A 12,073-nucleotide genomic window follows, 5' to 3' on the forward strand; every position below is an offset into this window, starting at 1 on the left:
TGCCAATGAGGGGTTTCAAGTTCCAATGTCGGTGTATGAAGTGACACTTTTACAATTTCTTTTTTTATTTGTTCTGATGACATTTCCCCTTCGCACAAAGCAAGGGAGTACCTCTAAGAACGCCCAAAGGCTGTTTTGAGCAATTCGATTTGTTTTCCCACTGGATTATCATCTTCTAAATCACAGGAGGCCGCAGTTTCCCACCCAGCACGCATATAGGTTATGCGTGCTTCTAAACGCAATGAATGAGAAACAAATTGGCGAAAAATTTCTGGCAATTCATGCCAATGAGGGGTTTCAAGTTCCAATGTCGGTGTATGAAGTGACACTTTTACAATTTCTTTTTTTATTTGTTCTGACGACATTTCCCCTTCGCGCTCTGCTCGAAGAAGAAGGAGTTGAGAGGCAATTTGCATAAGTCGTGTACTTAAATACATAGCCTCTTTTGCATAGATTGCAGAAACCTCTGTCGAAAGGGAACGTGCCACTAATTTCCCTTCTGAGTCAATATACGCTGCGGTTTTTTCAATCAGCGCCATTGTTTCTTCATAGAGACGATTGAAAGCATTTTCAAAAGCATTATGCTCAATCATGATAATAGGTTCATCATATGGACGTTTATGTACACTCACGCTTTTATACTCCAAGTATCAGCACAAAATCACACTCTTCAACGAACAGAGTATTAAAAAGTTTCTTTTGTTGCTGTGTAGAACGCTTTTTTTTAAAACTGCTACCTCTTTTAATTTTTTTGCGCAACGCACTTTTTATACTAAGGTTAACGTGCCCAACAAACACTATAGGAATGTTTTTTATAAACGGATCATTTTCCTTGAAAATGACCACTGCCAAGATTGCCGTTTTTCACAATAATAAGCGACTCCAAATTGCAAAGCAATACCCGTTATTATTAAGAGGGTATCGGAAAAAACCGTTTCTGTCATCACTGTTTTTATAATTTGTCCAAACATCGCAAAAATGGTTCCCGTTACAAAGACCAGTAAACTATGTTTTCCTAAAATTGCTAAAGGATGTTTCTGAGAGACATAAAACCATTTATTGATGCGCGGCAAAGAAAGAATGAGAAAGGCTAATGCAAGAACATGGAGTAAACGTGGCAAGCTTAAAAAGGTTTTATTAAAGTTCAACAATGGGGAAGACCAGCCAAGCCACCCCAAAATGCCCCACCAATTTAAGCGAACCCATAACAGCGCCAACAAGAGATACGCTGCCGCACAAACAATCCAAAAAGACTGAAAAGCGATTTTTTTTCCTTGTTTAAGCGCTAAAGTACTGGTCAATCCTATGACAAATAAGAATTGCCAAGACAAAGGATTTAAAAACCACTTTCCCTTTAAAGGATAAGAAGGAGGAGCAATTTTGTAAAATCCGCAGATAAGATACAATGTAAAGGAGCCCAAAAGCAGCCATTTTGTCTGCTTACAACTCAAATAAAGGATAAAAGGCGCAAAAAACATCAAAACGATATAAAGAGGAAGAATATTATTATATCCCAATTGATGCCCAAAGCTTAAGGTACTCAAAAATGCGATACCAGGCTCTTTAAAAAAGAGTCCCACATTGTTCATCGATAAAAGTTTTTCTGTTCGCCATAATAAAAAGGCAGCAAAAAAAAGACTTAACGTGACAAAAGTAGTAAAAAGATATGCACCATAGAGCTGCAGAGCTCTGTACCAAAGTTTTCGGATAATAAAAGCAAAGGATTTTTGCTGTAATCGTCCATGAAAGCTTAACCCAAGAGCAATCCCTGAAAGCAAAACAAACACTTCTGCACAATCAGAAAAACCGAAATTTCTATGAGTAAAAGACTCATAGATCGTTCTGGGAATATGGTTGATGAAAATCGTCAATAAGGCCAAAGAACGAAAAACATCAATGCGTGTATCACGATGAGAAGGTTGAGTATTATGCTCAAGAATACCTTGGTATTTCATCAGTGGACTCCCACACGTCACAAACCCCTTGAAGTCCCATAAAAATGGTGCTTACCCTTATTGCCAACAAGCATGAACAGGATGAAATTTTAATTTTTAAGAGTCAAGTTTCATTTTAAGCGTTTATTTTTTTAAAAGCAAAAGTTTTTTAAAGGCAAAAGAACGAAAAGCGTCCATACGTGTATCACAACAAAAAGGCGACATATTATGCTTAAAAACACTCTCATTTCTCATAAACAGGCTTCCACACACCCACAAATCCTTTAAATTAGGTGAAAATGGTGGTCAGTTTCATCGCAAATAAGCATAATAGAATGAAACTTTAATTTTTAAGCGTTATTTTTTCTAAGAAACAGGGATTTGACATGACACAACAAAAAAATAAACCAATTGATCCACCTCTTTTCCCTCAGTTGATTTTAACACTTGATGTTCGGCGCAACACCCCACACACATTTTTGCAGCAAATTTTGCAAACAAAGTCTTTTGCATGCGTCATCCTCTATGATTCTGAAAAGTTGAAAGATGATAGCTCTTTTTTGCAACAACAAGCGCAAATTTACGCAGAAGATATTCAAAATAATGATGCCGCTCTTCTCATCGCGGGTGACAGCCGCATTGCTGGGCGCATAAAGGCTGATGGATTACACATAGAAGATGATCTTAACGCTCTTGAAAGCTTCAAAAATCAGCAAAAGGAACAAAAAATCATAGGCTTTGGCAATCTACGCAATCGCCATAGTGCTATGCTTGCAGCGGAAACAGGTGTGGATTACCTGTTCTTTGGAAAACTCGGGGCTGATAAAAAACCCCAAGCGCACCCCCGCAATCTCCAGTTAGCAACATGGTGGGCAGAAATTATGGAAATCCCTGCTGTTGTGCAAGCAGGAAGCGATTTTTCAACCTTTGATGAAGTCTTAAAGACTGGATGTGAATTCATTGCTGTAGAAGAAGTGATTTTTGGGAACGACAACCCCTTAATACTGCTTAAAACAATACAAGAAAAATGTAAGAAAACCCCCTTGTAATATAGGAGGAGAATTTATAAATAAAGCGTTAATAAAAATCCAAACACTCACCACTATATTACTTATATAGAACACACAATAACAGATAAAGAGGATACCTCAAAACTCAATAAAATTGCTTAATAATTCAATCAAATTGATGAAAAATCTAGCGTCTTTTTTTCATATAATATATAGAAAAAACAATCATAAAAACTTTCTCGTTCAATGTCTTATAAAGACAAAGCATTATGATTGGGGAAAATGGTCATTTTCAATATTGGTGCTGAATACCAATAGCTGATGATACAAATATGCAGGGGACATAAAAATGCAATATAGCGGAACACTTGAAGATCTTACAAACATAATTTGTAAAGCTGGATATCAAATCAAAGAAACTAAACCTCTATCACATCCATCCCCTGAAGGATATCAGATCAAAACCTACGAAGGAGGCACTATTAATTGGTTTAAAAGCACAGGAACAATCAACGTTCAAGGCAAAGAAAACATAAAACAAAAGTTAATAGAAGATTTAGCAAAGCATATAGAAGAAACATCAACGATTCCTTCCTCAAAAACTGCCTCCAATCCTTCAAATAAAAAAATTTTTATCGTTCATGGTCATGATTGTTATGCCTTAACGGAGCTTGAAAATGTTCTTCTCAAGCTTGGTCTCGAACCATACATCTTACAAAATACGAGTGGCAATGGTTTACCCATCATTCAAACTTTGAAAAAAGAAATTTGTGACAGTTCTATAAGTTTTGGTATTGTACTCCTCACGCATGATGACATGGGTTATGCTATATCTCAAGGTGCAGAAAAAATTCAACCCCGTGCACGACAAAACGTTATTTTCGAAATGGGCATGTTAGCTGCCGCACTTCCTCTTGAGAGAATTGCTATTCTACAAAAAGAAGGCATTGAAATGCTTTCAGATGTTGGTGGAGTTTACTACCTTTCTTTTAAAGAACACGTAAACGAAACATTTCCCAAACTTATTAAGCGCTTACAAAAAGCTGATTTCTCTTTTAATACAGATACAATTCATGCATTAAAGTAAATTTGAATAATGCTTATGTTTATTTTTTAAAGCGCACGCCCAAAACCACAAGGCACTCCACCACATTCCACAGACACACACACATCCTATAGCACAGAGAAACGATCATCCCCCACCCTTCCTCAAACAGCAAGCGATTGTGCAAATTTTAATGAAGATACCGCGTGTAAATTCACTACCGTAGAAGATCATTTTAGTCTCTTTAATAAACGCGGGGCTGATGTCATGATTTTGACAATCATTCCAGAGAGATTTAAGAGGCAGATAGCCTCTCATTAAAAAACAAATTTTGTAAGTAAAAAACTATTTTTATTGTAAATTTCCTGAAATTACTTTATGAATTAAAAGATGTTTTGGTCGCATACGCAACGACCAAAAGGGAACTGAAAACCCTAGATCCGAGCGTAAAAATAAACCCACTCCTGTGGGTATCCCGGAATTCCGGGAGATTTTGCTATGTCCAGGTGCTTCTCAGCACTAAAAGCAAAATGCTGACTCGGATTCAGTGTTTTCAGACTCCCGGAATACTCATGCGAGGGCGCTCGCAACCGGCGGGGGGCTTTAAAATGCAAACCAAAGATCTTGATAATGATATTTTCATTGGCAAAAAAATTCGTTTGAGACGAAAAATGCTAAAAATGTCTCAAACAACTTTAGGGCACGCTTTAGGCGTAAGCTTCCAACAAATTCAAAAATATGAAAACGGCTTAAATCGTGTCAGCGCAGGGCGATTAAAGAAAATTTCCGATATCTTGAATGTTCCCATTGCCTTTTTTTACGCGGATATCTTAACAAAACAGCAGTCCCCATACCACCATGATGAAATCGCATCAAGCACAGAGGAATACCTGCTTCTCAAAAGATTTAGAGTTCTAACAACGGTAAAAAAGAAAGCCTTTTTACAGCTGATCTCTGATGAGAATGCAAACTAACATAACGCGATAGTGTGTGCTATTCAAAGTCCCCTTTGTGAACACTTTATTGCTTGAATGCAAAACATGCCACCCCTCCATTTTAAGAAACGACACGTTAAGAGACACTATTTTAATTTTTATTGTAAATTTCCTAAAATTACTTTATGAATTAAAAGATGTTTTGGTCGCATACGCAACGACCAAGAGGGTCTTGAAAGCCCGAAAATCTAAACATGAATTTACCCCACTTTGTGGGTATCCCGGAATTCCGGGAGTTTTTGCTATGTCCAGGTGCTTTAAGCACTAAAAGCAAAAAAAGCTGATTAGATTTCAGTACTTTCAAGCTCCCGGAATACTCATGCGAGGGCGCTCGCAACCGGCGGGGAAAAATGCAATCTCAAAATCTTAATATTGATCTTTTTATTGGCAAAAAAATTCGTTTGAGACGAAAAATGCTAAAAATGTCTCAAACAACTTTAGGGCACGCTTTAGGCGTAAGTTTCCAACAAATCCAGAAATATGAAAAAGGCTTAAATCGTGTCAGCGCAGGGCGTTTAATGGAAATTTCTGATATCTTGAATGTTCCCATTGCCTTTTTTTACGCGGATATCATTACAAAACAGCAGTCCCCATACCACCATGATGAAATCGCATCAAACACAGAGGAATACCTGCTGCTCAAAAGATTTAGAGTTCTAACAACGGTAAAAAAGAAAGCCTTTTTACAGCTGATCTCTGATGAGAATGCAAGCTAACCTCACACGGATAGCGTGCGCTATTCATAAGCATTCATACGTATTTTAAAAAGCAACCTCCATTGTAAGCATTTTTTCATTTTAGGGGAATAAGCCATTGATATAATAGAAGATAAGCATCTTTACATACGATAACCTCTCATCATTATTATTTTTAACAGGACTGTATTATTTTTAACAGAACTGTTTTAAACAGTCTGTCTCTCGTCGACATTTATGCTACTTTTTTAACTTACCCAACCCTACCTTGAACCAAGACGAAAAACTGAGAGATAAAAAGTAATATAGAAATGAAATTCTTATACGGCTTGTAATGATGAAAAAAAAATGTGAAAATTCTGATCGGTAATGAGGAGAAAACACCATGATCAAGAGAAGCGTGAAGCTGCTTATCTTAGGCGTGATTGGGCTTGCAAGTTCTGCTGTAAGTTCAGCGGGAAACACTGAAGAAATCTCAAATTCTGAAAGCTCTTTCAATACGATTCAAGAAGCTTCAAACACTCAAGAACCCTTTCAGCCCTTAAAAGCTGGAGACTATGACCAAGCCTATGACTATTACATCCAAGGTTATTATTTAAAAGCTTTTCGTGAAGCACTCCGACGTGCTGAAAAAAATGATCCTTTTGCACAAACTCTTCTTGCCCGAATTTATATGGAAGGATGTGCTGTTCCTATTGACGGTGCGCGTGCTGCTTTATGGTTTGAACGCGCTGCAAAACAGGGAGAACCCCAAGCACAACTACGCTATGGACTTATGTTGTTTGATGGTAACTTTATAAAACAAAATCAAGAACTTGGTGCGCAATTCATTCAAAAAGCTGTCAAAGCAGGCGTCAAGGAAGCCTATTTTTATTATGGACAACTGCTTCTTTATAAAGCCTCACAGGAAAAACAAGCTCTCCCTGGTGTTTCTTCCCAAAGTCGTGAAAATGAAGCAATCGAGCAAGCCTTAAAATGGTACTTAAAAGGTGCTGCTCTTGGCGATGCTGAAGCGGCTTTTTCTGCTGCAAAAATTCTTTCCTTAGGCACGTTAAAGCGACCAAAAGATGATCGCAATGCCCGCAAGCTCATGGAGGTAGCGGCTCAAAACAACCACTTAAAAGCTCAACTTCATTTAGCACAATGGCTTGTACAGGGGCGTGGAGGAGAAACAGATTTTCAGCGTGCTTTTCATTTACTTCAAAGAAATGCGATCAACATGGTAGCACCAGCACAGATTTCCCTTGCAAGGCTTTATCGAGATGGCACAGGAACAAAAGGCGATATAATAATGGCAGCGGCATGGTATATGCTCGCAAAGGAGGCAAAAATGCAAGCTCCTGATCTTGAAATAATGCTCCAAGGCATGGATAAGGCACAACTAGAAAAAGCGCACAAAGAAGCAATAAAGCTCCTTCCTGTTTTTTAAAATACTCCTCTCTGCATCAAAAAGATAAAATTTATAGAAATTCCGGGAGATTTTGCTCTGTCCAGGTGCTTTAAGCACTAAAAGCAAAATGCTGATTTGAGTTCAGTGTTTTTAGACTCCCGGAATACCAACGCGAGGGCGCTCGCAACCGGCGGGAGCTTTAAAATGCGAGCCAAAAATCTTGATAATGACATTTTCATTGGCAAAAAAATTCGTTTGAGACGAAAAATGCTAAAAATGTCTCAAAAAACATTAGGTCAACATTTAGGTGTTACTTTCCAACAAATCCAGAAATATGAAAACGGCTTAAATCGTGTCAGCGCAGGGCGTTTAAAAGAAATTGCCGATATCTTAAATGTTCCACTTGTCTTTTTCTATGCGGACACCTCAGCAAAACAACAGCCCCCATACCCTCATGATGAAATCGCATCAAGTACAGAAGAATACCTGCTGCTCAAAAGATTTAGAGTTCTAACCTCGATAAAACAAAGAGCCATTTTACAGCTCATCTCTGATCAAAATGAAAGCTTTTAACATCATAATATAGGGCGCTACACTCTCTATTCTTGACTTGCCTCCCACCCCTCAAAGGACAGAAGCCCCTTCCCTATCCGGTTGGGAAACAATCCGTCTTCTCAGAACAGAACTCTTTTAGCTTCCCATTTTATGTGGTTCATTTCACAAAATTATCCGGACAAGCTCCCCCTCAAATATTCACCACACACTCTCATAAAAACATCACATGTGCAAAGTTTTATGTCTTATAGCACCACACCTCAAACGACAGTATTTTACAGCAAACAGAATAAGCATTCATACGTATTTAAAAAAAGACAGCCCTCAAAAAGCAATGCTTGAAAATTTTTTTGATCAATCTGGAATAACACTTAACACATCATTTTATAATAGTGATAGAGGACATGCTCTTAACATGCAAACGCAAAAAATTGCTTTTTTATCATATCACTAAAAGCAGCAGTTTATTAAAATATACGCCACCAGAAGCACTTCAAGCAGCCTTTACAGCTGAAACCATTATTCATTGATTAATTAACCTATTGATTAGATACCGATATGTTGTTAATGGCTATAAGTAAAGTTGCTCTTATTTCTGGAAGAGGAGCTTCGCAAATAAAGAGCAACAATAAGTAAGGGGAATTAAAGATGTTAAAATATTTATTGCTGTCACCGGTTGTGTTGGTGGCAGGTTGCGCATCTGTAGGCAGTTATTCATCAAATTATGTTGATCAAAGTCTTACAAAGCGTCAGGCACAATTAGTCGCTAACAAATTTATTAGCGATATCAAGAGATCTCTACCACCAGCTACAACCACACTTCTTATAAAGAAAAATAATACAGCAGACAGCTTTACTCCTTTATTTATCAATCTGTTGCGACGGAATGGATATAATGTGATCTATACAGATCAACCTCAAAAGCAGCAAAACATGGGTGTGAATTTGAGTTATAGAATACAATTAAATAGTAGAGTTATAGTGTCTCTTCTTCAGTATAATGTGAACGGAGAACCACGTGCTCATATAAGTACTCAGCCCAAATGAACCCGCTATTTAATGTAAACATTCTCTATATTTTACACGTAAAGACTTAAAAGCTCTTGCGAAAGGCAAAGAGATTTGCACCTCAATAAAAAACCTCATTTTTAGCCAGAGTGGATAAATTTTATTATAGATTGTGACAATACAAAATAGTGTAAATTATAGCTTTGAGATTTAAGAAAAGAAGAATACTAAAAATAATGAAAAATGCCCCACACCCTAGTGAATTGTTACGCGAAGATGTAAATGCAAAACTTGGACTATCTGTGATTGAAGCAGCTGAACAGTTTTCTATATCCCGTGTAGCATTTTCTAGGGTCTTGGTAAAATCCTTATAACGACATTTTCAGTGGCAAATTCATTGGCAAAAAAATTCGTTTGAGACGAAAAATGTTGAAGATGTCTCAAAAAACATTAGGTCAACATTTAGGTGTTACTTTCCAACAAATCCAGAAATATGAAAACGGCTTAAATTGTTTCAGCGTAGGGCGTTTAAAAGAAATGGCCGATATCTCAAATGTTCTACTTTCCTTTTTCTATGCTGATATCTTAACAAAACAACTGCCCCCGTACTCTCATGATGAAATCGCATCAAGTACAGAAAAATACCTGCTGCTCAAAAGATTTAGAGTTCTAACCTCGATAAAACAAAGAGCCATTTTACAGCTGATCGCTGATAAGAATACAAACGAACACCCTGTGACAACACACCACGCTCTATCACATGAGACACTATAATAAACTCCGTATTCACATATTCATCACATATTCTTAATTAAAAACACCTCATGGGTTTAGGGAACTTATATCATTACCATCAATTATATCATTGCCATCAATGATGATATTTTACGACACAACGGGATAAATTTCCCCAAAAATTCTAAAAAATTTTTGTGCAAATTTTTAAAAAGCTTGCGTCTGAGCGCTTTTTATGGTCTTGCAAAGAGCTGAAAAGCAAAAATACATAAAGGTCCTTTTTTACTTAAGCTTTTCTCTTTGCAAAAAGCAGGAGAAAGCCCATAAAGAGCACACAGGACCATGAGAGAGCCGCAAGGTTAATCAAAGGGATTTTAGCCCGAAAATAACAAAAGAGCTTGACCGTTAAAGGCAGCAAAGAAAAGCGCCATAAAGACAACAAGAGAGTTCTTTTTGCAAGAATAGAATTGGATAGAAACGATGAAAATTAATGGCAATGAAATTCGCCCTGGTAATGTGATCGAACATCAAGGAAGCTTATGGGTTGCTGTTAAATGCAACGCTGTAAAACCAGGAAAAGGTGGTGCATTTAACCAAGTTGAAATGAAAAATTTGATTGATGGTACAAAACTTAATGAGCGATTTCGCGCTGCTGAGACCGTTGAACGCGTGCGCCTTGAACAAAAGGATTTCACATTTCTTTATCAACAAGGGGATGCTTTGGTCTTTATGGATTCAGAATCTTATGAACAACTAGAACTTCAAAAGGATTTTGTTGGTGAACGTGCTGCTTTTCTCCAAGATGGGATGACAGTTACAGTTGAACTTTATCAAGAAAAGCCTATTGGCATCTCACTTCCTGATCAAGTTGCTGTCACGATTGCAGAAGCCGACCCTGCCATCAAAGGACAAACGGTTACCTCCTCTTATAAACCCGCCATTCTTGAAAACGGGATTCGTATTCTTGTTCCCCCCTTTATGAATGCTGGTGAACGTATCATTGTAGACACCAATGAGTTAATTTATTTGCGTCGTGCAAATGAAAAAGATAAATAAAGGAATAAAAAATGGCCCATTCTGCAGTCATGAATGTCATGGTGCAAGCTGCAATGAAAGCAGGACGCTCGTTGGTGCGTGATTACGGTGAAGTGCAAAATTTGCAAGTGTCTTTAAAAGGGCCAGCAGATTATGTCAGCCAAGCAGATCGCAAAGCGGAAAAAATTATTTTCAATGAATTAAGCAAAGCGCGCCCCAAATTTGGTTTTCTGATGGAAGAGTCTGAAGAAATCATTGGAGAAGATTCACAACACCGTTTTATTGTTGATCCTTTAGATGGTACTACAAATTTTCTCCATGGCATTCCTTTTTTTGCTGTTTCCATTGCCTTAGAAAGCCAAGGAAAAATCGTTGCTGGTGTCATTTACAATCCCGTGAGTGATGAACTCTTCACCGCAGAACGTGGGTGTGGTGCTTTTTTCAATGACCGACGCTGTCGCGTTTCTGCACGGCGCAGACTAGAAGATTGTGTCATTGCCACAGGCATGCCTCATTTTGGTCGCCCAAATCATGGAACTTATCTTATTGAATTGCGTAATGTGATGATGGAAGTTGCTGGACTGCGCCGTTTTGGTGCTGCTTCTCTTGATTTAGCTTATGTTGCTTCTGGCCGAACCGATGGCTTTTGGGAAGACAATCTACAAATTTGGGATATGGCTGCTGGAATACTGATGGTTCGTGAAGCCGGTGGTTTTGTCACTGATAAAGAAGGCGGCAACAATATATTCCGCAAAAAAAATATTATCGCCGGCAATGAACACATTCGCCTAAAATTAGAAAAAACCCTCAAAAAAGGCATTTAAGCCTAAAAAAATCCAGCAGATTACCTCAGCCAAGCAGATCGCAAAGCGGAAAAAATTATTTTAAATGAATTAAGCAAAGCGCACCCCAAATTTGGTTTTCTGATGGAAGAGTCAGAAGAAATCATTGGCGAAGATTCACAACACCGTTTTATTGTTGACCCTTTGAGATGGCACCACAAATTTTCTCCATGGCATTCCCTTTTTTGCTGTTTCCATTGCCTTAGAAAGCCAAGGAAAAAATCGTTGGTGGTGTCATTTACAATCCCGTGAGTGATGAACTCTTCACCGCAGAACGCGGGTGTGGTGCTTTTTTCAATGACCGACGCTGTCGCGTTTCTGCACGGCGTAGACTAGAAGATTGTGTCATTGCCACGGGAAATGCCTCATTTTGGTCGTCCAAATCATGGAACCTATCTTATTGAATTACGCAATATAATGATGGAAGTTGCCAAACTTCGCCGTTTTGGTGCTGCTGCTCTTGAATTTAGCTTATGTCGCCGCAGAAAAAACCGATGGTTTTTGGGAAGATAACCTGCACATTTTTGATAAAACTACCAGCATACTGATGCTTCGCGAAGCCGGTGTTTTTGTCACTGATAAAGAAGGCAGCAGCGATATATTTCGCAAAAACACATCATTGCTTGCAATAAACACATTCGCATCAAACTATAAAAAAACTTCAAAAAAGCATTTAATTCTTACAGTTTTTTTACAAAACCCTTAGAACTTTAAAAAAACACGTGAAGAGAAAGTTTTAAATTTTCTTTCAAATAACGATAGGAAATAACTGATTAGATAGTGACAAAAACATCATCACGAATAAAAAATATACCCGCTATACCCACCA

Annotated in this window: 14 protein-coding genes and 1 pseudogene; 13 read left to right on the forward strand and 2 right to left on the reverse strand. The window is 37.9% G+C overall.

What is annotated here, in order from left to right:
• Window positions 1-113 precede the first annotated feature (113 nt).
• Together ACFIJJ_RS03350 and ACFIJJ_RS03355 are read right to left on the reverse strand one after the other, a co-directional pair.
• On the reverse strand, window positions 114-632 hold the full coding sequence (locus ACFIJJ_RS03350; protein WP_375645902.1) for a DUF1465 family protein: 519 nt from the start codon (window positions 630-632) through the stop codon (window positions 114-116).
• A 180-nt stretch (window positions 633-812) separates the two neighbouring features.
• Window positions 813-1,955: an OpgC family protein gene (locus ACFIJJ_RS03355; RefSeq protein WP_375622600.1), complete on the reverse strand. Its 1,143-nt coding sequence runs from the start codon at window positions 1,953-1,955 to the stop codon at window positions 813-815.
• Window positions 1,956-2,320: 365 nt separating this feature from the next.
• Between ACFIJJ_RS03355 and ACFIJJ_RS03360 the strand changes: the two genes are divergently transcribed.
• The 13 genes and pseudogenes from ACFIJJ_RS03360 to ACFIJJ_RS03420 all read left to right on the forward strand — a co-directional run.
• Window positions 2,321-2,983: a thiamine phosphate synthase gene (locus ACFIJJ_RS03360; RefSeq protein ID WP_375645903.1), complete on the forward strand. Its 663-nt coding sequence runs from the start codon at window positions 2,321-2,323 to the stop codon at window positions 2,981-2,983.
• 310 nt (window positions 2,984-3,293) lie between these two features.
• Complete coding sequence (locus ACFIJJ_RS03365) at window positions 3,294-4,031, forward strand: TIR domain-containing protein (protein ID WP_375645905.1); 738 nt, start codon at window positions 3,294-3,296, stop codon at window positions 4,029-4,031.
• Between the two features lie 530 nt (window positions 4,032-4,561).
• Window positions 4,562-4,963: a helix-turn-helix domain-containing protein gene (locus ACFIJJ_RS03370; protein ID WP_375645906.1), complete on the forward strand. Its 402-nt coding sequence runs from the start codon at window positions 4,562-4,564 to the stop codon at window positions 4,961-4,963.
• Between the two features lie 371 nt (window positions 4,964-5,334).
• On the forward strand, window positions 5,335-5,700 hold the full coding sequence (locus ACFIJJ_RS03375) for a helix-turn-helix domain-containing protein (RefSeq protein WP_375645907.1): 366 nt from the start codon (window positions 5,335-5,337) through the stop codon (window positions 5,698-5,700).
• A 364-nt stretch (window positions 5,701-6,064) separates the two neighbouring features.
• Window positions 6,065-7,108 carry a tetratricopeptide repeat protein gene (locus ACFIJJ_RS03380; protein WP_375611748.1) on the forward strand — a complete coding sequence of 348 codons (1,044 nt, stop codon included), beginning with the start codon at window positions 6,065-6,067 and terminating at the stop codon, window positions 7,106-7,108.
• Window positions 7,109-7,273: 165 nt separating this feature from the next.
• Window positions 7,274-7,642, forward strand: coding sequence for a helix-turn-helix domain-containing protein (locus ACFIJJ_RS03385; RefSeq protein ID WP_375645909.1), 369 nt, complete (start codon window positions 7,274-7,276; stop codon window positions 7,640-7,642).
• 386 nt (window positions 7,643-8,028) lie between these two features.
• On the forward strand, window positions 8,029-8,154 hold the full coding sequence (locus ACFIJJ_RS03390) for a hypothetical protein (protein WP_375622591.1): 126 nt from the start codon (window positions 8,029-8,031) through the stop codon (window positions 8,152-8,154).
• Between the two features lie 118 nt (window positions 8,155-8,272).
• On the forward strand, window positions 8,273-8,671 hold the full coding sequence (locus ACFIJJ_RS03395; protein WP_375645910.1) for a hypothetical protein: 399 nt from the start codon (window positions 8,273-8,275) through the stop codon (window positions 8,669-8,671).
• Window positions 8,672-8,868: 197 nt separating this feature from the next.
• Complete coding sequence (locus ACFIJJ_RS03400) at window positions 8,869-9,006, forward strand: hypothetical protein (protein WP_375645911.1); 138 nt, start codon at window positions 8,869-8,871, stop codon at window positions 9,004-9,006.
• A 4-nt stretch (window positions 9,007-9,010) separates the two neighbouring features.
• Window positions 9,011-9,406, forward strand: a complete 396-nt coding sequence (locus ACFIJJ_RS03405) for a helix-turn-helix domain-containing protein (RefSeq protein WP_375645961.1) — start codon at window positions 9,011-9,013, stop codon at window positions 9,404-9,406.
• Window positions 9,407-9,847: 441 nt separating this feature from the next.
• Complete coding sequence (efp, locus tag ACFIJJ_RS03410; protein WP_015856958.1) at window positions 9,848-10,423, forward strand: elongation factor P; 576 nt, start codon at window positions 9,848-9,850, stop codon at window positions 10,421-10,423.
• Window positions 10,424-10,434: 11 nt separating this feature from the next.
• Window positions 10,435-11,226 carry an inositol monophosphatase family protein gene (locus ACFIJJ_RS03415; protein ID WP_375645913.1) on the forward strand — a complete coding sequence of 264 codons (792 nt, stop codon included), beginning with the start codon at window positions 10,435-10,437 and terminating at the stop codon, window positions 11,224-11,226.
• 6 nt (window positions 11,227-11,232) lie between these two features.
• A pseudogene (locus ACFIJJ_RS03420) lies at window positions 11,233-11,950 on the forward strand (inositol monophosphatase family protein); the annotation flags it as partial.
• Between the last annotated feature and the right edge of the window lie 123 nt (window positions 11,951-12,073).

Source organism: Bartonella sp. TT29SHDZB (assembly GCF_042193395.1).
Classification (GTDB): Bacteria; Pseudomonadota; Alphaproteobacteria; order Rhizobiales; family Rhizobiaceae; genus Bartonella.